Here is a 20,959-nt window from a genome sequence, read left to right as displayed (position 1 = left end):
CCCTGTCCCGCGCCGCGCCGTTCCGTCCCGCTTCGTACGCCCGAGGCCGCACGACAAGTTCGTGCGCCCAGGCTTCACGACAAGACCGAGGAGGTTTGTCATGGCCGTGACCCGCGCCACTCCCGACACTCTGCCGCCGACGATCATCGTTCCCGGCGCCGATCACGACGTCCCGGTCCGGGTCTTTCCCGGCGGAACCGGCTCGGCCGGCCTGCTGGTCTGGGCGCACGGCGGGAGCTGGCGCTCGGGAGCCACCGTCGACTGGGCGCCGGCCCTGGCCCACCTGGCGCGGATCGCGGCCACCACCGTGGTCGGTGTCGACTACCGACTGGCCCCCGAACACCCGCACCCCGCCGCGCTGATCGACGTCCTCACCGTGCTGGACTGGGCCGACGCCGAGCACGTCTCGGTCGGCGGGGACAGTGCCGGCGCCACGATCGCCGCGTCCGCCGCGCTGGCCCGGCGCGACCTCGGCCGGCCGCTCGCCGCGCAGGTGCTCGCCTATCCGCCGATCGACCCCGGGTGCCGAGCCGGGTCTTACCGCGGTCGGCCGGGAGCCTTCCCGTCCCGCGCGGCGCTGGGCTCGGCCTGGCGGGCGTACCGGGGCGAGGCGCCGACCCACCCGGCCGCCGCCGGCGCGCGACCGCTGTACAGCACGCCGGACGAGGCCGAGGACCTCACCGGGGTTGCCCCGGCGATCCTCGTGGTCGGCTCGCTCGACCCGGTCGTGGACGACGTCCGCGACTACGCCCGCCGACTGCGCGCCGCCGGCGTCCCGATCGACCTGCACGAACTCGCCGGCACCGGGCATGGCGCCTTCCTGACCGACCCGGCCTTCCGACACCGCCTGGGCACCGCGTACGCCGCGGCCCACCGCACCGCGTCCCCGAGGAGGACCCGATGAACACCACCGCTCTGCTGCGGCACTTCGCGGACCTGCGCGATGGCACCCACGGCGACGTGGTCTCGCGCCGGGACAAGGAAAGGCTGTTCGGCGCGGCCGTCGCGCTGCTCGACCCACAGGCCCGCCGGGCGCTCGCCGAACTGGACGCCGACCTGCTGCTGGGCACCGGCGAGTACACCGCGAGCGGCGTCCGACGCGCGCCGGACGGCGGCTTGGAGGCGATCTGGGCGCTGTCCTGGCCCGAGCAGCGCGCGGCCGGCGTCCCGCCGATCACGCTGCGGGCGGTCTACGGCGCCGGCTTCCATCACCCGCACCTACGCGGCGGCACGGTCCGGGAATGGCCGCTGAACGTGTTCACCCCCGAGCAGGCCATCGAGGAACTGCCCACGCTGCGCACGATCGCCGCCGCCGATTTGCACAACCTGGTCTTCCTGCGGGACTTCCGGATCGTCCCGGCGACGACGCGACCGACGGGTGGCGAGCGGGTGCTTGGGGGTGCGGGGAGGGCTGAGAGCGGTGCTCGCGGGGTGAGCGGTGCTCGTGTTGAGAGCAGTGCTCGCGAGGAGAGCACCACTCACGTTGTGAGCAGTGGTCACCACGAGAGCACTGCTCACGTAGAGAACACCGCTCGCGAGAAGAGCACTGGTCGCGTTGAGAGCACTGCTCACAGCGAGAGCACTGCTCACGAAGAGAGCGCCGCCCGTGTTGAGAGCGCTGCTCACAGCGAGAGCGCTGTTCACGAAGAGAGCGCCGCTCACGAAGAGAGCACTGCTCGCGTTGAGAGCACCACCACCCACGCCGCACACGCCGTGCGCATCGAGAACGGAGCTTGACCATGTCCATCCGCCTCTCCGTCCTGGACCAGTCGCCGATCCCCGCGGGCGGTACGCCGGCCGACGCGCTCACCGCGACTCTCGACCTGGCCCGTACCGTCGACCGGCTGGGCTACCACCGCTACTGGGTGGCCGAGCACCACGGCTCGCCGAGCTTCGCCGGTACCGCGCCCGAGGTCTTGGTCGCGACGCTGCTTGCGCACACTCACCGGCTGCGGGTGGGCAGCGGCGGGGTGTTGCTGCCGCGCTACGCGCCGGCCAAGCCGGCCGAGGTCTTCCGGGTGCTGGCCGCGTTGTATCCGGACCGGGTGGACCTGGGGATCGGCCGCGCGGGTGGCCCGGCCGACCGTTTTCCACAGCAGGTGGCCGAACTGCTCGGGCACCTGGGCGACCCGGCGCAGGACTTCCCCGGGTACGTCCCGCCGCCGGTGTGGCTGCTCGGCGCGGGTACCCGATCCGCCGCCCTCGCCGCCGAACTGGGCACCCACTTCGCGTTCGCGCACTTCTTCAACCCCGGGCTCGGTGTCGGCGCGCTGGACACGTTCCGCGCGGGGCCGGCGGGCGCGGACCGTACTCGCGCCGCCCTCGCGGTCCGCACGATCGTCGCGGACACCGAGGCCGACGCGAGCGAATTGGGCTCGGCGTACCTGCTCTGGCGCAGCCGCAAGGACCTCGGCTTCGACGAGCCCTTCCCGGACCGGGCGCGCACCCGCGCGCACCGCTGGACCGGCGCCGAGCGCGAGCGGGCCGGGCACAACGCGCGTGCGTTGCTGACCGGGACGCCCGAGCGGGTCCGGGCCGGGCTGGACGAGTTGGCCGACCGGCACGGGGTGGACGAGCTGGTGGTCAACACGTTCACCCACGACCCGGCCGACCGGGAGCGCTCGTACCGACTGCTGGCCGAGGTCTACGGCACGGTCGAGGCCGCCGGCACGCCGCTGCGGGGAGCCGCGTGACGCGACGATCGCGGATCGCACCGGCAGCACCGGTGCACCGGTCGCGTGGATCGGACTGGTCGCACCGGTTGCGCAGGTCGGACCGGTCGCACCGGTCGAAGGGGAAAGCCGGCGTGCGTGGACCTCGGGCCGCGGGCGCCGGCTTTTTGCCGCCCTATCGCGTGCACTATGCAGCTACTTGTAGGATGACTGGGCAACCCCACGAATTCGGGAGAGTCCATGTCGCTTCAGGCAGCCGGTCGGCGATCCCTCGTCGACGACGCGATCGACCAGCTCCGTGCCCAACTGACGGCCGGGACCTGGCCGATCGGTGCGCGCATCCCGAGCGAGAGCGTGATCGCCGAGCGGCTCCGGGTCGGCCGGAACACCGTGCGCGAGGCGATCCGGGTGCTCGTGCACGCCGGGATGCTGGAGTCGCGCCAGGGCGATGGGACCTACGTACGCTCGACCACCGACCCCGGCGACCTGGTCCGCCGGATCGAACACGCCGACCTGCGGGACATCTTCGAGATGCGCCGAGCGCTGGACGTGGAGGCCGCCCGGCTCGCCGCGCAGCGCCGGGACACCGCGGACCTGGACCGGATCCGGGCCGCCCTGAGCAGGCGCGGCGCGGCCGACGGCAGCGCGGACACCCCGGAACCGCACGACTTCGACCGGGGCGACGTGGCCGAGGGCGAGTTGGACGACCTGGTCGAGCAGGACGTGGCCTTCCACACCGCGATCGCCATCGCGTCGCACAACTCGGCGTTGGTCTCCACCTACCGCTGGTTCAGCGACTCGTTGTGGCGCAGCATCCGCACGGTGGTCGGCGACGGCACCCTGCCGGACGCGTCGCACGCCCTGCACGTGGCGTTGGCCGACGCGATCGAGGCGGGCGATCCGGACGCGGCCGAACGCGCCGTGCGGCGCATCCTCGAACCTGCCGTGATCGCCCTGGACGCACTGCTGCACGACCCGACAGGACACCACCCGACAGGGCACCACTCGACAAGGCACCACCCGACTGGGCACCACCCCATGGAGCACGACGCATGAGCACGACCGAACTGCGCATACCCCCGACCGGCAGGTCCGGCCGGACCGGCACGAGCACCGCGCGGGCGACCGGCGGCGCGCTGCTGCTCGCCGGCATCGTGCTGATCGCGCTCAACATGCGGGCCGGGCTCTCCAGTGTGTCGCCGCTGGTGGGCGAACTGCGCGAGGTGTTCCACCTGTCCGCGACCACGGGCAGCCTGATCACCGCGATACCCGTGCTGTTCCTGGGCCTGATCTCGCCGCTCGCGCCGATCGCGGCCCGCCGGTACGGCACCGAGACGGTGCTGCTCGGCGCGCTCGTCGTGGTGGGCGTCGGGATCCTGCTGCGGGTGATTCCCGACCTGACCGCGCTGTTCGCGGGCGGCGCGCTCGTGGGTGCCGGGATCGCGGTGCTGAACGTGCTGATGCCGGGTGTGGTCAAGCGCGAGTTCCCGCATCGGGCGGCGGCGATGATCGGCGTGTACAGCGCGGCCATGGTGTTCGGCGCGGCGGTCTCGGCCGGCGCGACGGTGCCGCTGGAGAAGGCGATCGGGCACGGCTGGCAGCCGGCGCTCGGCGTCTGGGCGCTGCTCGCCTTCGCGGCGGTGGCGGTCTGGCTGCCGCACGTGCGCCGTCGGCGCGGGAGCGTCGCGGCGGCGATGCCGCACGTGCCGGGTCTGTGGAGGTCGCCGCTGGCCTGGCTGGTGACCGGCTTCATGGGCCTGCAGTCGCTGTTGTTCTACGTACTGCTGGCGTGGATGCCGACCATCCTCACCGACAACGGGATGGGCAAGGGCACCGCGGCGACGATCTTCGCGTTCAACACGTTCGTCCAGATCCCGGCCTCGCTCGCGGGGTCGATCATCGCCGGTCGGATGCGCAACCAGAGCCCGTTGGTGATCGCCTCGATCGGGCTGGTCGCGGCCGGCTACGTGGGGCTGATGGTCGCGCCGACGGGCGGTGCGTGGTTGTGGGCGGTGCTCCTGGGGCTGGGGCAGGGCGGCGCGGTCTCGCTCGCGCTGACCCTGATCGTGCTGCGCTCGCCGGATCCGAACACGGCCGCGCAACTGTCCGGGATGGCCCAGGCGGTCGGGTACGTGCTCGCCGCGTTCGGGCCGTTGGCCGCCGGGGCGCTGCGTCAGGCGACCGACGGGTGGACCGTGCCGATCGTGTTGATGCTGGTGTTGTGCGTGTGCGCCCTCGCCTGCGGGGTGGGCGCCTCGCGCCCGATGCACGTGCGCGTGGCGCGCGAGGTCGTGCCGGGCGATCGTGCACCCGTCGGATGAGGTGGGACGAGGCTCGGCTCGCCGGAACGGGTGCTCAGTGGTCGGGGAACAGCCGTTCCAGGACCACCGCGACGCCGTCGTCCATGTTGGACAGGGTCACCTCGTCCGCCACGGCGAGCAGTTCGGCGTGGGCGTTGGCCATCGCGACGCCGTGTGCCACCCACTTGAACATCGCGACGTCGTTGGGCATGTCGCCGAACGCGATGGTGTCCGCGGCCCTGGCCCCCAGCTTGCGCGCGGCCAGGGACAGGCCGACCGCCTTGCTCAGGCCCAGGGGCAAGAGCTCGACGATGCCCGTCCCGGCGTGCGTGACGTCCACCAGACCGGCGCAGATCTTGCGCGCGCACGCGGTCAACCGGTCGTCGTCGTAGTCCTCGTGGTGCAGGTAGAGCTTGAGGATCGGCTCCGACCACAACTCGTCGCGGTCTCGGACCACACGCACCGGCAACACCGGGTTGTACGGGTAGCCGTGCTCCACCACGATCTCGCCGCACAGGCCATCCCGGCTGACCGCGAACCGCACCGCGCCCAGTTCCTCGGTCAACCGCTCGGTGGCGAGCCTGGCCAGCTGCCGGTCCAGCGTGACCGACGTGAGCAGTCGGTCCTCGCCCGCGTGGTAGACCTGCGCGCCCTGCCCGCACACCGCGAGGCCCCGGTAGCCCAGCGCCTGGAACACCGGACGGGTCCAGGTCACCGCCCGCCCGGTCACTATCACGTGCTTCGCGCCGGCCGCGGTGACCCGGGCCAACGCCGCACGATTGCGCTCCGAGACGGTGTGGTCCTCGCGCAGGAGCGTGCCGTCCAGGTCGGTGGCGACCAGGGAGAAGGTCACGCCTGCACCGGTTCCAGCACCTCACGGCCGCCGAGGAAGGGACGCAGCGCCTCGGGTACGACGACCGAGCCGTCCGCCCGCTGGTGGTTCTCCAGGATCGCCACGATCGTGCGCGGCACCGCGCACAGCGTGCCGTTGAGCGTGGCCAGCGGGCGGGTGCCCTGCTCGTCGCGCATCCGCACCTGGAGCCGGCGAGCCTGGAACTCGGTGCAGTTCGAGGTGGACGTGACCTCGCGGTACTTGCCCTGGGTCGGGATCCACGCCTCGATGTCGAACTTGCGCGCGGCCGAGGCGCCGAGGTCGCCGGACGCGACGTCGATCACCCGGTAGGGCAGTTCGAGCCGGTTCAGGAACTCCTTCTCCCACGCCAGCAGACGCCGGTGCTCCGCCTCGGCCTCCTCGGGCGCGACGAAGCAGAACATCTCGACCTTGTCGAACTGGTGCACCCGGATGATGCCGCGGGTGTCCTTGCCGTACGTACCGGCCTCGCGGCGGAAGCACGGCGAGAAGCCGGCGTAGCGCAGCGGCAGTTCGGCGGCCGGGATGATCTCGTCCATGTGGTACGCCGCGAGCGGTACCTCGGCGGTGCCCACGAGGTAGTAGTCGTCGGCCTCGAGGTGGAACACGTTCTCCGCGGCCTGGCCGAGGAAGCCGGTGCCCTCCATCGCGGGCGGGCGCACCAGCGCGGGCGTCAGCATCGGCGTGAAGCCGGCCTCGGTCGCCTGCGCGATCGCCATGTTGACCAGCGCGAGTTCGAGGAGCGCGCCGATGCCGGTCAGGTAGTAGAAGCGCGAGCCGGAGACCTTCGCGGCCCGCTCGACGTCGATCGCCTTGAGCACGCGACCCAACTCGACGTGGTCGCGCGGCTCGAAGCCCTCGGCCGCGAAGTCGCGCGGGGTGCCGATCTCCTCGATCGTGACGAAGTCTTCCTCGCCGCCGACCGGTGCGTCCGGGTCGATCAGGTTGGCCAGCGCCTTGAGCAGCCGGTCGGTCTCGGCCTTGGCCTCGGCCTGCTCCGCGTCGGCGCTCTTGACCTCACCGGCCAGCGCCTGGGCCCGGGTCAGCAATTCCTGCCGCTCGTCGCCCTTGGCCTTGGAGACCTGCTTGCCCATCGACTTCTGCTCGTTGCGCAGCGCGTCGAACCGGGAGCCCGACGAGCGGCGGAGCTCATCCGCCGCGAGCAGCGCGTCGACGATGGTCTCGTCCTCGCCGCGAGCGCGCTGCGAAGCGCGGACACGGTCGGGATCCTCACGGAGCAGTCGCAGGTCGATCACACCCGAAGCCTACCGGGGGACCGCCAACGGATTTCCCGAGTGCGTCGAAGCCGATGGCGGGTGAATGAAGTGACGGGCGGGATTCGGGCTAAGAATGAGAGATGACCTCCACCCCGACCTGGACCAGAAGGCGCCTCGACCCCGACCGACGGTTCGGCCTCAGGATGACCCTGGTCGCACTCGCCCTGCTCGTGGGCGCCCTGCCGTTCGGGCTGCTCGCCCTCCTGGTGGAAACCAAGTGGTCGCCGCTGCTCGATCTGGACAAGGACGTCGCGACCGGGCTGAACGACTGGGTCCGCGAGCATCCCGGATGGCAGCACGCGCTGCGGATCCTCAGTGACTGGGTCTGGGATCCGAACATGTACCGCCTCCTGGTCGCGATCATGTGCGTGTGGTTGTGGTGGCGCGGCGCCCGTCGGCTGGTGGTGTGGGCGGTCGTCACGATGGCGGTCGGCGGGCTGCTGGGCGCGATGTTCAAACTCGTCTTCACCCGGGCCCGGCCGAATCTGCCCAACCCGGTCGATCACGCGGGCGGTTGGTCCTTCCCGTCCGGGCACGCGTTGATGGGCGTGGTCGGCCCCGGAGTGCTGCTGTTGGCGCTGCTGCCGCTGATCCCGCGGGCGTGCCGGCCGATCGCGTGGGTGGTCGCGATCGCATCGGCGGTGGGTGTCGGGTTCACCCGGGTCGCACTCGGTGTGCACTACGTCACGGACGTGCTCGGCGGCTGGGTCCTCGGCCTGATAGTGCTCGCCGCGACGTCCGCGGTCTTCGAATGGTGGCGTCGCGACGCCGGACTGCGGGATGTGGACGCGACCGACGAGGGGCTGGAACCGGAGATCGACGGGCACGATCCGGATCCGGAGATTCGGCACATTAGGCCCGGAACGGAGGGGCACTCTTCGGATCGGCGGAACTGAAGGATCCGTGGCCGGGTAAGAATGTCGGTCATGCTGACCGAAGCAGGACGGTTCCTGCGCCGTATCGTCCTGCCCCTTGCCATATTGACCTTCGTCATGGTCGGCCTCGGTCTGCTGATCACCAAGAGCCTGGACGGTGTCTGGCCGTTCACGATCGAGGACGACCTCGACCGCACCTTCGCCGAGCATCGCTCGGGGGGCTGGAACGACGTCACCCACGTGTTCTCCACCCTGGCCGACACCCGTGTGATCATCGCCACCACGCTGCTCGCGGCGGTGGTGGCCCGGATCGTCGGCCACTCCTGGCGCGGCCCGCTGTTCCTGGCCTGTTCGGTGGCCGGTCAGGCCCTGGTGTTCTTCCTCGTGCAACTCTTCGTCTCGCGGGACCGGCCGGACGTGCCGCGCCTGGACGAGGCCGCCGCGACGTCGAGCTTCCCCTCCGGGCACACCGGCGCCGCGTTCGCGTTGTACGCCGGGCTGGCGGTGCTGCTGGCGAGCCGGCTGCGCGGGCGCGCGGTGGTCGCCCTGGTGTGGGTGCTGCTTGGCACGGTGCCGCTGGCGGTGGCCGGGAGCCGGATGTACCGAGGCATGCACCACCCCAGCGACGTGCTGATGTCGCTGCTGTACGCGAGCGTCGTGCTGGTGGTGATGAACCGCGCGCTGTTGTCCCCGAAGTCGATCTGGGGATTTCGATCCCGCCGGCGCGAGGCGCCGCAGGGGGCGGACGGCGGACGGCCGCGCGCGGCGCTGGTGGTCAACCCGATCAAGCTCGACGTCGCCGAGTCGCGCACCCGGATCGACCGGATCATGCAGGACGCCGGGTGGGCCGAGCCGCTGTGGCTGGAGACGACCGTGCTCGACCCCGGCGCCGGGGTGACCGCCAAGGCGCTGGCCGAGGGGGTCGACCTGGTCATAGCGGCGGGCGGCGACGGCACGATCCGCGAGTGCGCCGGCGCGCTGGCCGGTACGGACACCCCGCTCGCGGTGATCCCGGCGGGCACCGGCAACCTGCTCGCGCGCAACCTCGGGCTGCCGATCGACGTGGCCGACGCGCTACACGTCGCGATGCACGGGCGCGACCGGCGGATCGACCTGGGCACGGTGGACCCGGACGAAGAACTCGCCGGCACCGCGGGCGTGGAACCGCGCTGCTTCACCGCGATGGCCGGCATCGGCCTGGACGCGGCGATGGTCGCGGACGCGCCGGACGCGCTCAAGAAGAAGGTCGGCTGGCCCGCGTACGTGGTTTCCGGGGCCCGGCACCTGCGCGATCGGCGGATGCGGGTGACGCTGACCGTCGACGACGGCGAGCCGATCCGGCGGCGGGCCCGAATGGTGCTGGTCGGCAACGTCGGCGCGCTCCAGGCCGGCATGCAACTGCTGCCCGGGGCCACGCCGGACGACGGGCTCCTGGACGTCGTGGTGTTCGCGCCGTACGGGATGACCGGCTGGGCGCACGCCACGGTGCGGGTGATAGGCCGGCGCCGTGACCAGGAGCCGGCCGTGGTGCCGGTCAAGCAGCAACGGCTGCGCCCGATCGAGCACTTTACCGGTCACCGGGTACTGATCGAGACCGATTGCCCGGAGCCGCGCGAGTTGGACGGCGACCCGATCGGGCCCGGCACCCGGCTCTCGGTCCGGATCCGGCCCGGCTCGCTCACGGTGCGTGTTCCCTGAGGCCTCGCCGCGGAGCGTCGACTCAGATCCCGCCGCCGCGAGCGCGCGCCAGCCACTCGCTCGCGTTCGCGAACTCGGCGTCCGAGGTCCCGCGACGCAGCGTCGGACGGACCTGGTCGGCACGCGGATAGGACCCGAGGAAGCGCACCGCCGCGCACACCCGCCGCAGCCCCATCAGCGCCTCGCCGACCCGCGCGTCCGCGACATGGCCCTCGGCGTCCATCGAGAAGAAGTAGTGCCCCAGCCCGTCCCCGGTCGGCCGCGACTCGATCCTGGTCAGGTTGACCCCGCGGACCGCGAACTCCTGGAGGATCTCCAGCAGCGCGCCCGGGTGGTCGTCCACGATGTACGCGACCACCGTGGTGCGGTCCGCGCCGGTGGGCCGGGTGGGCCGGTCCGGGCGCTCGACCAGCACGAAGCGGGTGACCGCGCCCTCGACGTCGTGGATGTCGGTGATCAGCGGCACCAGGCCGTACGGCGCGGCCGCGAACTCGCCCGCCAGGGCCGCGTCGTAGCGCCCCTCCTGGACCAGCCGGGCGGCGTCGGCGTTGGACGCGGACGAGTACCAGTGCGCGTCGGGCAGGTTCGTCGTGAGCCAGTTGCGCACCTGCGGTTGCGCGTGCGAGTGGCTGGAGATGGTCTTGATGTCGTCCAGGCCCACGCCCGGACGCACCAACAGCGCGAACGCGATCGGCAGCAGCACCTCGGCGGTGATCACCAGCGGGGCGCCGGTCGCCAACTCGTCCAGCGTGATGGACACCGCGCCCTCGACCGAGTTCTCCAGCGCGACCACCGCGCCGTCGGCGTCGCCGCGCCGGACCGCGTCCAGGGCGGCGGGCACCGACTCCATCGGGGTGACCTCGGCGTGCTCCGCGCCGGGCAGCGTACGCAGCGCGGCCTCGGTAAAGGTGCCCGCGGGGCCGAGGTAGGTCCAGCGGGGCGCGGCGGCGGGCGTACGAGCGTCGGACATGTCGTCACTGTACTGAGCCGGCCGGCGTGTATCGGCCGTGTTCCGGGGTGCGGACGGGTGGGCTGCGACGGTTGCGGGAGGCGGGTGCCCGCGGTGTGTGCACGCGTTGTGGACTGTGGACGCCCGCGCTGCGCGGTACCGCCGAGAGGGTGAGGCTGGGCCTGTGGAAAACGCCGCGACGCTGCTCCCGGTGACCCCCACCCTGGGGATCGTCACCGTGCTGCTCCTGGTCGTCGCCATGGCGGTCGCGGGGGTGGCGCGACTGGGCCACGGCCGGGCGGTGGTGGTGGCCGGGCTCCGGGCGACGGCGCAGTTGCTCGCGGTGTCCTTCGTCATCACACACGTGGTGGACCGACTCGGCTTCGCGGGTCTGTTCGTGGTGATGATGTACACCGTCGCGGCCTTGACAGCGGCCGGGCGGGTGACCGCGAACCGACGGTTGTTCTGGCCCGCGGTGCCGATCGTGACGGCGACGGCGCCGACTCTGGTCCTGCTGTGGGCGACCGGTCTGCTGCCTGCCGAGGGCATCGTGCTGATCCCGATCGCGGGCATCCTGATCGGCGGTGCGATGACCGCGACGGTGCTGGCGGGGCGGCGGGCGCTGGAGGAGTTGGCACAGCGCCACGGTGAGGTCGAAGCGGCTCTGACCTTGGGTTTCTCCGATCGCGACGCGGCGATGGAGATCTGTCGGCCGACCGCGGCGGGGGCGCTGATCCCGGCTCTGGACCAGACCAGGACGGTGGGGTTGGTGACCCTGCCCGGGGCCTTCGTGGGCATGTTGCTCGGCGGGGCGACACCGCTGCAGGCGGGGGCGGTGCAGTTGTTCGTGTTGGTCGCGCTGCTTCAGGTCCAGGCGGTCGCGGTGGCTTTGACCATCGAGTTGGCGGCGCGGGGGCGGCTGGCGCGGACGCAGTCGGGTCAGGGGCACAAGGGCGGCTCGGGCACGTAGCGGTAGGTCTGGCCGCGCACCGCCGAGCGCATGGTCGAGTCGCTCACACCGTGCTCGCGAGCGAGGCGATAGACCGACACCCCGTCCCGGGCCCGACGCCGGCACTCGGCGACGACCTCGGGGGTGAGACGACGCCGATCACCGGGTGTGGGTAGTTGCGCGGGCCTGTGGATAACCCTGTGGAAATCGCTGTGGAGAACTTGGGTGGGGCTGTGGGTTTCCGAGGTGGGAGGGGTCGCGTTAGAGGTAACTGTGGACAACGGAGCCGCCGACTCGAACCCGGTGGTGAGGCGGGCGACGGCCATGGTGTTGATCTCGATCGCCTTGGTGAGATCGCCGGTGCGGGCGGCGAGATCGGTGATCGAACCGATCGCGCGGGAGAGCAGCGCATCCATGTTTTCGCTGGTGGCGGGGGTGTAGCGGCCGGTTCGGCGGATGGTGGGGAGGACGTCGTGGGTGACCCAGCGGCGGAAGGGTTTGGCCGTCGTCTTGTTGCTCCGCAGGATCAGCGAGTAGAGACCGGCCTCGCTGATGAAGGTCATGTTCGGATTGCCACCGGGGTCGGAGGTTCCGTAAGGATTGCTTACGGAACCCCTCTGAGCTGCGGTTTTCCCGACGCGGACGCTGGTTTTTTCGTCGGCGTCGAGGTTTGAGACCGCCATGCGGGAGTTGGTGTGGTCGAGCACGGCGCACACATCCGTCGCGCAGAACCACGGGTCGCCGTCGATCATGACGATGCGTACCTGGGTCTCCTCTGTGTACATGAAGACCTCGACGATGTTCTCGTGGCTCATGCCAGTTCCTCGCTTGTTCCGGCTCGATGGTGTTGTTTGTCCCGTTTGGTTCCGTAAGGATTTCTTACGCTATCCGTCTGACCTGTGGTTTTGCAGACGAGTCCTGACCCGATCGATGCCTTGCGGGCTGCTGTCGCTGCACGGCTTCAAGCGGCTTTCGTGTCCCTCGAACGGCTCATTGCGTTCGCCCATATGTATGAACGAGCGTGGGGCGGTCGGGTTACGTGCCGGTTGGTGGATCTGTTCGCCCTCGGGGGATTCGCGAGGCTGGGCAGCCGGATGAGGCTTATCGGTGGGTATCGTTTGATCTCATTGCGTGATCAGGCGACCACGGGGAGGGATCTTGGCTGGTGGCGGTGAGGGTGGGGGAGGCTCGGCGATTCGGGTCGAGACGGGGGCGTTGCGGCAAGGAGCCACGGTGGCTCGGGAGGTGGCGGGAGCACTGCGGCGGGCGGCCGGAGGGTCGAGTGCGGGGGTCTCGGGGTGTCCGGGGTTCGCGGTCGCGGGGGCGGCCGGGGCGCTGACGGTGGCGTGGGCGGATCATCTGCGGGCGCTCGGCGATGGGTACGGCGGGGTCGGCGACGTGTTGTGGACGAACGCCGACGCGCACGATCGCACCGATCAGGCGGTCGCGGGTGCGTTCGCCGAGGCGCGGCGCTGATGGTGACGCTGGCTCAACTGCGCGACGCCGCGTTGGGCGGGCTGGACCGTGCGGTGGTCGAGTGGACCGACCTGGCGGCCGCGTTGGACGGGTTGGTCGGGCGGGCGACTACAGGGGTGGGCGGGCCGCTGCGAGCTTCGCGCTGGGAGGGTGCGGACGCGGACGCGGCGGCACGGGGGTTGGCCGCGCGTGGTGAGCAGGTGATGGTGGCGGCGCAGGAGGCCCGGTGCGTGCTCACCGTCCTGGACACGGCGGCCGACCAACTCCGGAACGCGCAGCGCGATTTGTGGGCGGGATTGGCGGAGGCGGCGGCTGCGGGATTCACCGTGTTCGAGGACGGGCGGATGGAGCCGGCCGATCCGACGAGCCGTGCCGACGCGGCGATGATCTCGCGGCGGCACGAGTTGGAGCAGCTCCTGGCCGCGCCGGTCCGGAAGGCGACCGAGGTCGACACGCACTGCGCGGAGACGTTGGCCCGGCTGTATCCGACGGGGACGGCCGACTGGGCGGACACGGCCGCCGACGGCACGTGCGTGATGGCGTTGGCGGGTTTGGACCTCGCCACCATCCCGAGGGGCGATCCGGTCGCTGCGGCCAAGTGGTGGGCGGGGCTGAATCCTTCGGAGCGGGCGATGTATCTGGCCGGCTATCCGGCGGTGCTGGGGGCGATGGACGGGTTGCCGACGGAGATCCGGGACCGCGCCAATCGGGTCGCGCTGGCCGAGGCGAAGGCCGGGCTCATCGCCGAACTTGCTGCCGCGCGTGCCAAGCGGGACGCGGCGGGCCGCACCGACGACGCGAAGTGGCGCCTCCGGGTCACGGCGCTCAAGGAACGCCTGGCGGCGATCGAGGGTTTGGAGGCGACGTTGCGCTCGGGCGACGACCTCTACCTGATGGGCTTCAGCGCCAAGGGCGACGGCCGCGCAATCGTCGCCATCGGCAACCCCGATACAGCTGCCCACACAGCGGTCTACGTTCCGGGGACGGGAGCGGGATTGGCGAGAATTGGTTCGCATGTCAGCAGGATGCGGAGTCTTTGGTTGGCTGCACGTCAGGAATCTCGGAGTGGCGGTGTTTCGACGATTACATGGATCGGCTACGACGCCCCAGACACTCTGGCACATGCCATATCGACTTCAAGTGCGAATGAGGCGGCGCCAGCCTTCGTGCGATTTTTGCGTGGAGTCGGGGTGACGCAAGGCATTAGTTCAAACAACCATGTGACTGTGATCGGCCACAGCTACGGGTCAGTGGTTGTGGGACAAGCTGCTCACTGCAGCGGCGGTCTCGTTGCACAGGATGTCGTCGTGGTTGGAAGCCCTGGCCTCCATGCGACGAAAGCAGAAGATCTGCATATCTCTCCGAAGCATGTATGGGTTGGGGCGGCGGAGGGTGATCTTGTTACCAGCATTGGGGCAGGAGCCCACGCGCCAATCTCTGAGAACGCAAAAGTCCATCGGCGTGTGACGCCTGATGATAAAGAATTCGGTGCCAACCGGTTCACGTCTGACGGCTCCAGCGGACATAGTGAATACTGGTCCACATCTGACCCGATGAGCCTAGATAACCAAGCTGCGATTATCACGGGCAACTATAAGGATGTTCGTCTTATTTGGGGAGAGCGTCCATGAAGCGCCCTGGGGCCCTACTTTTTCTTGCCGCCATTGTTGTAGGGTGTGGACAATCGGATGTTTCGGGTGGAGTTGTGAATCATGTCGAAATCAATAAAACTCTCCGCGAGTATTCCAGCCGTGTTTTCGATGGCCTTGCATTGCAAGGAAAGCATGGTGATGCAGACGATATTAACTCGGCTGATTGTGCGTCTGGATCGGCAAGCCTAGAGTCCAGTTGGCAGGCGGTCACACATTTTTGGCAGATTGATGCTCTTCCCACGGGTGAGGCCAGATTGGCGGTTGACCGGCTGCGTAAGCACCTTGAAATACAGGGTTGGCAGATCATCGACTATGCCGTTCCGCCAGAGGTAGGCGATGCGGCTGTTCGAGCCAAGAACCCTCGGGATAACTACGTGATCCGCGTTAAGGCTCTGGGTGATGTAAACCGCGTCATTGTTCGTGTCTCCTCTCCGTGCGTCAGGCTCCCGAAGGATGGTTCGTAGGAGGCCGCAGGCGGAAGAAGGCCCAGAAAGTGATTGATGCGAGTGCGGCGGTGGCGAAGAGGATTGTGGAGCGGAGCCACATGTCTCGGGTGAGGCCGTTGGCGGCGCCCGTGGGGTCGAGGAGGGCCAGGACGAACAGGAACAGGGCCAAGGCGTAGATCGCCGCCCAGGCCCAGCGGTTCCATTGCCACAGGGCGTGGCCGTCCATGAAGCGCATCGGCAGCAGGCCGAAGACCAGGCCGACCACCGCCGCCACGAAGCACTGGGTGAGCACGTCCTCGGCGAAGACCCAGCCGAAGGGCGCGCCGTCCGATTCGTTCAGGACGTGGGTCACCGGGATGCGCCACACCCACGCGACCAACGCGAGGCCCGCCAGGGACCAGGAGCCGAGGGCTATCGCGCGGCCCTCGTCCGAGGGAGCCAGCCGCCGCAGGCCGGCCGAGGTGAAGGCGAGGAACAGCCCGTACACATAGCCCGGCGTCAGATGCAGCAGCCGCGACGCCACGGCCAGCACCAGGGCGACGCCCAGTGCTCCCGGAACCAGCCGAGGCAGGGCCCGGATGCGGGAGATACGCCTTCGGTAGGCCTCCGCCGAACCCTCGTACACCAGCACGCCGAGCGGAACCGCCGCCACCAGTGCCAGCGCGAGCGCGGCAGTGCCCGCGTTCCAGCCCGTACCGGGTTCGACCGCGACGCAGAACGCGGCCGAGAGCAGCACGAAGACGAGAACCTGCAACTCGGGCATGCGCGGCTGCGATCGCGGGCGCGCGGCCCCCGGGCGCAGGCGGCGTCGGATCCGAAGCCGGTTCTGCTCCCACGTCTTGTTGAACAGCTCGGCCGAGAAGCCAAGCACCGGAAGCGCCACCACCGCCGTCGCGCCGGCCAGCACCACCGGCCGGGGCTCGTCGAACAGCGCGCTCGGGCTCGGCAGGTTCACCGCAGCCTCGGACCGCTCCGAGACCGCGCTCGTCCCGGCCGCGCCCAGCACCGCGACCCGTACCGAGAAGTCACCGTCGTAGCCCGCGCCAGTCGCGCACGCGACGGTCAACATCCCTTCTCCGCCCGGGAGTTCGCGCGGTACCCGAATCTCGCTCGCGAACCGCCCGTCGGCGGCCACCGGCACCCTCCCCAGCACGGTGCCGCGATGACGCACCGTCAGTGTCCCGGCCCCGCCGTCGACCGGCCGACCGCACGTGACGAACCCGCTGCCCTCGACGCGCAACGGGCGACCGGCCGTCGGCTGCGTGGGCGTCAGCGTCAATTCGGGCCGGGCGACCTGGAAGTCGGCGCGCTGGACGACCCCGTTGTCCGGCATGCCCGCGCCCTGCGCGAAGCAGGTCACGGTGATCGGGCGTGGGCCGCGATCGGGTCCGTCCGGCACGATGAAGCGCTGGGCCTCGGCACCGGTGCCCGAGATGCTGAGCTTGGCGAGGTCGCGTCCACCCCACGTCACGCGTGCGTCGTCGCTCGCGTTCGCGTCCCCGCAGCGCAGGTCGGTCCACAGGGTGACCTCGGTGCCGGGCACGCCGGTGGCCGGCTCCAGCACGAGGTGCCTGGTGCGCAGGTCGGCCGGTGGGGTACGGGTCTCCTCGGGACGAAACGCGTTGATCTCGATCGCCGTCTCCGCGAGGGCCTTCTCCTGCCCCGGACAGCGCACCGCGATCCGGTTCACCGGCCGGTCCGTGCTCGCTGCCCCGTTCGAGCTGAAGGTCGGGGCGAGCATCGTGTGCCGGAACGCGATCGAGTCCCCGTGTGCGGTGTCCACCGGCAGGTCTGCCGCGAGCAGGTCGAGGTACTCCCCGGAGCTGCCGCCGTTGGCCGACAGGAGGTAGACGTCCACCTTGTTCGTCGGGCAGCCGGCCAGCCCGGATCCTCGGATCGCCACGGAATCTCCCGGTCGCACCGGGCCGGGTGTCACGCTCACCGTGGCGCTCGTGGCGCTCGTGGCGCTCGTGGCGCTCGTGGCGCTCGTGGCGCTCGTGGCGCTCGTGGCGCTCGTGGCGCTCGTGGCGCCGGCGGCCGAAGTTCCGAACGCGAGGGGCGCCAGGGTCAGGGCCACAGCCCCGATTCCCATGCCGAGCGCGGCCCGCATCCGCAGCAGTGTCCTGTTCATGGTCCCCGTTCCCCGTAGCCGAGCACCGATGATGATGCCGGCCATTCCGCTTTCGTGACCCCTTGTCCGCCAGGTCCACAATTCCTGGGGCCGGGTGCGGTATGGGTGCGGATCGGGTTCAGGCGCGGCGGTCGACGAACGTCTCCAGGCCGTCGAGCAGGAGGCGCAGGCCGAACTCGAACACCGCCTCGCCGTCCTGGGTGAAGCTGTCCTCGGCGAGCGCGGCCAACCTCGGGTAGCGCCCGCTCGTCATCGCCGCGTTCAGCAGGGGAGCCTGCGCGGCCCAGAACTGTTCGTCGCTGACCCCGGTGCGCTGCGCCGCGTGCACGGAGTTGAAGTGGGTGCGCGCCATGCCGCTCACATAGCCGCCGTCGATGATCGACAGGACGGTCATCTTCTCCCGGTCGGACAGCGCCGCGTCGCCGATCGCGGCCAGCGTCAGCTCCAGGGCCTCGAGCGAGTTGGGTCCCAGCACCGGCCTCGCCTGATCGACGCCGAGCAGCCACGGGTGGCGGTTGTACATCTGCCAGATGCCGCGCGCGACCTGCTCCAGGGCCCCGCGCCAGCCGAGTTCGGGGGGGAACTCGGCGTCGCCCGGCGCGTTGACCTTGTCGACCATCAGGTCGAGCAGTTCGGCCTTGCCCGGGACGTAGCGGTAGAGCGACATCGTGCCGGACCCGATCTCGGCGGCCACGCGCCGCATCGACACCGCGTCCAGCCCCTCGGCGTCGGCGACGGCGATCGCGGCCGTGACGATCCGGTCCAGGGTCAGCGCCGGTTTGGGGCCTCGGGCCGGTTTCCGGTCCACGCCCCACAACAGTTCGAGGCTGCGCGCGAGATCGCCGCCGCCGGTGTGGTCGGTGCTCGTCATGGTGCCCCCATCGTAGGAGCCCGCCTCGGCACCTCCACTGGTATGCCGATCGCCCGGCGTCCGCGCGCGACCGATCCAAGACAACTGGGTACGCCGTACGCGCAATCGGGTACGGTGTACTCGGTTTGAAGGAGGCCGATGAGCACGTCGATGAGAACACCGACGGAAATGCGGATGGAAACCACGAGCCACGCGGTCCTCGCCGAGGGCCTGACCAAGCGCTACGGCAACACCCACGCGCTCGACGACTTCGACCTGACCGTGCCCCGAGGCACCGTCCAGGGGTTGCTCGGGCCCAACGGCGCGGGCAAGACCACGGCGGTCCGGATCCTGTCCACGCTGCTGCGACCGGACGGCGGCCGGGCCCTGGTCGCGGGCCACGACGTGACCGGCGATCCCCGGCGGGTGCGCCGGCACATCGGACTGGTCGGTCAGTACGCGGCGGTCGACGAGAAGGTGACCGGGCGGCACAACCTGATCCTGTTCGGCCGCCTGTTCCACCTGGACAAGCGTGGTGCGGCCCGTCGCGCCGACGAACTGCTGGAGCGGTTCGGCCTGGTCGAGGCGGCCGACCGGAGCGTCAAGCAGTACAGCGGCGGCATGCGCCGGCGACTCGACCTGGCCGCGAGCATGATCCTGGCGCCCGACGTGCTCTTCCTGGACGAGCCGACCACCGGACTCGACCCGCGCGGGCGCAACGAGGTCTGGGAGGCGGTGCGCTCGCTGCTCGCGGGCGGTACGGCGGTGCTGCTGACCACGCAATACCTGGACGAGGCGGACAAGTTGGCGGATCGCATCGCGGTGCTCGATCGCGGACGCAAGATCGCCGACGACACCCCGGATCGGCTCAAGCGCGAACTGGGCGGCGACCGGATCGAGATCGTCGCGCGGGACGCGGTCGACCTGCCGCGCGTGGCCGCAGTGGTGGCCCGCGTGGCCGAGTCGGGCGCCGAGCCGGTGCTCGATCCCGAGGATCGGCGGGTGACCGCCCCGGTCGGCGATCGGGTCGCGGCGCTCACCCACGCCGCCCGGGCCTGCCAGGACGAGGGGATCACGATCGAGGACATCGGCGTACGCCGGCCGACCCTGGACGAGGTCTTCCTCGGGCTGACCGGCCACCGCGCGCACGAGCCGGAGCAGGCCGCGAACGAATCCGCGAAGGAGGCGGTGCGCCGATGAGCGTGACCACCGCGGGACCGGTGGAGGCTCCCGAACGCCGGCTGTACTGGGCGATCGCGGACTGTCTGACCGTCGTGCGCAACGAGATGGAGCACATCGCTCGGCAACCGAGCGTGCTGGCCTGGCAGTTGGGCTTTCCGATCGTGTCCGTGCTGCTGTTCGTGTACGTCTTCGGCAGTGCCATGGACGTGGGCGGATCGATCGACTACAAGGACTACGCGCTGCCCGGCATGTTCGCGATGACCATGGCACAGGGGTTCATGAACACCGCGACGGTCGTCGCGGTCACCCGGCAGCTCGGTGTGATGGATCGGTATCGCTCGATGCCGATGGCGCCCTCGGCGGTGGTCAGCGGGCGCGGGGTGGCCGACGTGCTCGGCGCGAGTCTGGACCTCGCGGTGCTCGCGTCGATCGCGCTCGTCGTCGGATGGCGACCGGACGGCACCTTGTTGGAGATCCTGGCCGCATTCGGGCTGCTGTTGTTGCTGCGGTTCGCGCTGACCTGGGTCGGTATCTACCTGGGGTTGCTGGTGCCCAACGCGGAGGCGGCGGGCAGCCTGTTCGCGGTGGCCCTGCCCTTCGGGATGATCTCCAGCGTCTTCACGCCGCCGTCGATGATGCCGCAGTGGCTGGGCGCGGTGGCGATGTGGAACCCGGTCTCCTCCACCGCGAACACGATCCGCGACCTGTTCGGCAGTCCGGCTCCGCACGGGGGGAGCTGGATCGAGGAACACGCGTTGCCGATGGCGGTGGTCTGGCCGCTGGTGATCACCGCGATCTTCCTGCCGCTCGCGGTGCGCAAGTTCCAGGCCCTCGGCCGCTGATCGACGAGGCCGGCCGCGATCTCCTCGCGGCCGGTCCGGTCGGCGGGGTGGACCGGTCGGCGGGGGCGGACCGGTCGGTCGGGCGCACGCCCTTCCGATCCCGGCCATAGGTCTACTACGGAACAATCTATTGGCTTACCTATCTTGTTACGCTGGCCACATGACTACCGAGAGCCTGGCCCCGACCGTGCTGGACATGACCGGCATGTTCGTGCACGCCGGTCACGTGATGAACACCCGAATGGCCGCCGCCCTCGCGGCGATCGACGTCACGCCGCGCAGCTTCTGCGTCCTCTCGCACGCGATCGACCGGGATCTGACCCAGGCCCAGGTGGCCGAGCTCTCCGACCTGGACAAGACCACGATGGTCGTGACCATGGACGAGCTGGAGCGGGCCGGGCTGGCCGAGCGGCGGCCCGCGCCGACCGACCGGCGGGCGCGGATCATCGTGGTCACCGAGGCCGGGCGCGACCTGGTCCGGGCCGGGCGCGGGATCGTCGACGGTGTGCATCACGAGGTGCTGGAGGCGCTGCCCGAGGACGAGCGTGCGGTGTTCGCCTCCGCGCTGGCGCGCCTGGTCGGCGGAGTGCTTGCCAAGCCGGTCGAGTCCGAGGCGACGGTACGGCGGGCGCGGACGTCGAAGCGGTAGGCGCGGGTTACCTCTCAGGTGGCAGGTGGCAGGGCGCGAGCAGCGGACCGCGGGCACGGTCGATCGAGATGAGTCCGTGACAGATGGGTTTCAAAGAGAAGAGTCTGAAAGAGATCGTCTATAACAAAACTATCTGCTAA

General features: G+C 70.4%; 21 protein-coding genes. 15 read left to right on the top strand and 6 right to left on the bottom strand.

All coding sequences use genetic code 11. The annotated features are described in order from the left end of the window. The first annotated feature begins 100 nt into the window (after nt 1-100). The 5 genes from ACIBSV_RS27770 to ACIBSV_RS27750 all read left to right on the top strand — a co-directional run bounded on the left by ACIBSV_RS27770 (nt 101) and on the right by ACIBSV_RS27750 (nt 4,993). A complete protein-coding gene (locus ACIBSV_RS27770; protein ID WP_395867647.1) occupies nt 101-904 on the top strand; it encodes an alpha/beta hydrolase fold domain-containing protein in 804 nt (267 codons plus the stop codon). Then, nucleotides 901-1,737 carry a hypothetical protein gene (locus ACIBSV_RS27765; protein WP_395867645.1) on the top strand — a complete coding sequence of 279 codons (837 nt, stop codon included), beginning with the start codon at nt 901-903 and terminating at the stop codon, nt 1,735-1,737. Before ACIBSV_RS27770 ends, ACIBSV_RS27765 begins: the two co-directional genes overlap by 4 nt. A gap of 2 nt (nt 1,738-1,739) precedes the next feature. Beyond that, the gene (locus ACIBSV_RS27760) at nt 1,740-2,693 is read left to right on the top strand and encodes an LLM class flavin-dependent oxidoreductase (RefSeq protein ID WP_395867643.1); all 954 of its coding nucleotides are present in this window, start codon (nt 1,740-1,742) and stop codon (nt 2,691-2,693) included. A 219-nt stretch (nt 2,694-2,912) separates the two neighbouring features. Further along, nucleotides 2,913-3,728, top strand: a complete 816-nt coding sequence (locus ACIBSV_RS27755) for a FadR/GntR family transcriptional regulator (protein WP_395867641.1) — start codon at nt 2,913-2,915, stop codon at nt 3,726-3,728. Then, entirely contained in the window at nt 3,725-4,993 is a 1,269-nt protein-coding gene (locus tag ACIBSV_RS27750) for a CynX/NimT family MFS transporter (protein WP_395867639.1), read from the top strand. Before ACIBSV_RS27755 ends, ACIBSV_RS27750 begins: the two co-directional genes overlap by 4 nt. A gap of 34 nt (nt 4,994-5,027) precedes the next feature. Here the strand turns inward: ACIBSV_RS27750 and ACIBSV_RS27745 are convergent, their stop codons facing one another. Together ACIBSV_RS27745 and serS are read right to left on the bottom strand one after the other, a co-directional pair. After that, nucleotides 5,028-5,825 (bottom strand): HAD family hydrolase, encoded by a 798-nt coding sequence (locus tag ACIBSV_RS27745; protein ID WP_395867637.1) that lies wholly within the window; start codon nt 5,823-5,825, stop codon nt 5,028-5,030. Further along, the gene (gene serS, locus ACIBSV_RS27740; protein WP_395867635.1) at nt 5,822-7,099 is read right to left on the bottom strand and encodes a serine--tRNA ligase; all 1,278 of its coding nucleotides are present in this window, start codon (nt 7,097-7,099) and stop codon (nt 5,822-5,824) included. The genes ACIBSV_RS27745 and serS overlap by 4 nt, the downstream gene beginning before the upstream one ends. A gap of 101 nt (nt 7,100-7,200) precedes the next feature. Between serS and ACIBSV_RS27735 the strand changes: the two genes are divergently transcribed. Then, complete coding sequence (locus ACIBSV_RS27735; protein WP_395867633.1) at nt 7,201-8,016, top strand: phosphatase PAP2 family protein; 816 nt, start codon at nt 7,201-7,203, stop codon at nt 8,014-8,016. 30 nt (nt 8,017-8,046) lie between these two features. Further along, nucleotides 8,047-9,693 (top strand): diacylglycerol kinase family protein, encoded by a 1,647-nt coding sequence (locus ACIBSV_RS27730; RefSeq protein ID WP_395867631.1) that lies wholly within the window; start codon nt 8,047-8,049, stop codon nt 9,691-9,693. Nucleotides 9,694-9,715: 22 nt separating this feature from the next. On the opposite strand, the gene pheA is transcribed toward ACIBSV_RS27730, so the two are convergent. After that, a complete protein-coding gene (pheA, locus tag ACIBSV_RS27725) occupies nt 9,716-10,663 on the bottom strand; it encodes a prephenate dehydratase (RefSeq protein WP_395867629.1) in 948 nt (315 codons plus the stop codon). A 163-nt stretch (nt 10,664-10,826) separates the two neighbouring features. Here pheA and ACIBSV_RS27720 point away from each other — a divergent pair, with 163 nt between their 5' ends. Continuing rightward, the gene (locus tag ACIBSV_RS27720) at nt 10,827-11,612 is read left to right on the top strand and encodes an ABC transporter permease (RefSeq protein ID WP_395867627.1); all 786 of its coding nucleotides are present in this window, start codon (nt 10,827-10,829) and stop codon (nt 11,610-11,612) included. Here the strand turns inward: ACIBSV_RS27720 and ACIBSV_RS27715 are convergent. Beyond that, entirely contained in the window at nt 11,582-12,406 is an 825-nt protein-coding gene (locus ACIBSV_RS27715) for a BRO family protein (protein WP_395867626.1), read from the bottom strand. The genes ACIBSV_RS27720 and ACIBSV_RS27715 overlap by 31 nt on opposite strands. A 418-nt stretch (nt 12,407-12,824) precedes the next feature. On the opposite strand from ACIBSV_RS27715, the gene ACIBSV_RS27710 reads away from it, so the two are divergent. Genes ACIBSV_RS27710 through ACIBSV_RS27700 form a run of 3 tightly spaced genes read left to right on the top strand, consistent with a single transcriptional unit; the run spans nt 12,825 to nt 15,183 of the window. Continuing rightward, a complete protein-coding gene (locus ACIBSV_RS27710; protein WP_395867624.1) occupies nt 12,825-13,067 on the top strand; it encodes a hypothetical protein in 243 nt (80 codons plus the stop codon). Further along, nucleotides 13,067-14,698 carry an alpha/beta hydrolase gene (locus tag ACIBSV_RS27705; protein ID WP_395867622.1) on the top strand — a complete coding sequence of 544 codons (1,632 nt, stop codon included), beginning with the start codon at nt 13,067-13,069 and terminating at the stop codon, nt 14,696-14,698. Before ACIBSV_RS27710 ends, ACIBSV_RS27705 begins: the two co-directional genes overlap by 1 nt. After that, nucleotides 14,695-15,183, top strand: coding sequence for a hypothetical protein (locus ACIBSV_RS27700; protein WP_395867619.1), 489 nt, complete (start codon nt 14,695-14,697; stop codon nt 15,181-15,183). Before ACIBSV_RS27705 ends, ACIBSV_RS27700 begins: the two co-directional genes overlap by 4 nt. Here ACIBSV_RS27700 and ACIBSV_RS27695 read toward each other — a convergent pair. Next, the gene (locus tag ACIBSV_RS27695) at nt 15,158-17,068 is read right to left on the bottom strand and encodes an FGLLP motif-containing membrane protein (RefSeq protein ID WP_395867617.1); all 1,911 of its coding nucleotides are present in this window, start codon (nt 17,066-17,068) and stop codon (nt 15,158-15,160) included. The two genes, ACIBSV_RS27700 and ACIBSV_RS27695, sit on opposite strands and share 26 nt — an antisense overlap. Nucleotides 17,069-17,117: 49 nt before the next feature. Between ACIBSV_RS27695 and ACIBSV_RS27690 the strand changes: the two genes are divergently transcribed. Next, nucleotides 17,118-17,354 (top strand): hypothetical protein, encoded by a 237-nt coding sequence (locus ACIBSV_RS27690; RefSeq protein WP_395867615.1) that lies wholly within the window; start codon nt 17,118-17,120, stop codon nt 17,352-17,354. 60 nt (nt 17,355-17,414) lie between these two features. Here ACIBSV_RS27690 and ACIBSV_RS27685 read toward each other — a convergent pair whose 3' ends face one another. After that, entirely contained in the window at nt 17,415-18,167 is a 753-nt protein-coding gene (locus ACIBSV_RS27685) for a TetR/AcrR family transcriptional regulator (RefSeq protein ID WP_395867613.1), read from the bottom strand. 174 nt (nt 18,168-18,341) lie between these two features. On the opposite strand from ACIBSV_RS27685, the gene ACIBSV_RS27680 reads away from it, so the two are divergent. The 3 genes from ACIBSV_RS27680 to ACIBSV_RS27670 all read left to right on the top strand — a co-directional run bounded on the left by ACIBSV_RS27680 (nt 18,342) and on the right by ACIBSV_RS27670 (nt 20,819). Next, nucleotides 18,342-19,346 (top strand): ATP-binding cassette domain-containing protein, encoded by a 1,005-nt coding sequence (locus ACIBSV_RS27680; RefSeq protein ID WP_395867611.1) that lies wholly within the window; start codon nt 18,342-18,344, stop codon nt 19,344-19,346. Beyond that, nucleotides 19,343-20,170 (top strand): ABC transporter permease, encoded by an 828-nt coding sequence (locus ACIBSV_RS27675; protein ID WP_395867609.1) that lies wholly within the window; start codon nt 19,343-19,345, stop codon nt 20,168-20,170. Before ACIBSV_RS27680 ends, ACIBSV_RS27675 begins: the two co-directional genes overlap by 4 nt. Before the next feature lie 160 nt (nt 20,171-20,330). Next, entirely contained in the window at nt 20,331-20,819 is a 489-nt protein-coding gene (locus tag ACIBSV_RS27670; RefSeq protein WP_395867607.1) for a MarR family winged helix-turn-helix transcriptional regulator, read from the top strand. Nucleotides 20,820-20,959 lie beyond the last annotated feature (140 nt).

It is taken from the genome of Embleya sp. NPDC050154, from assembly GCF_044460165.1.
In the GTDB taxonomy this organism is placed as follows: Bacteria; Actinomycetota; Actinomycetes; order Streptomycetales; family Streptomycetaceae; genus Embleya.
This window is presented reverse-complemented; position numbering and strand designations above follow the sequence as displayed.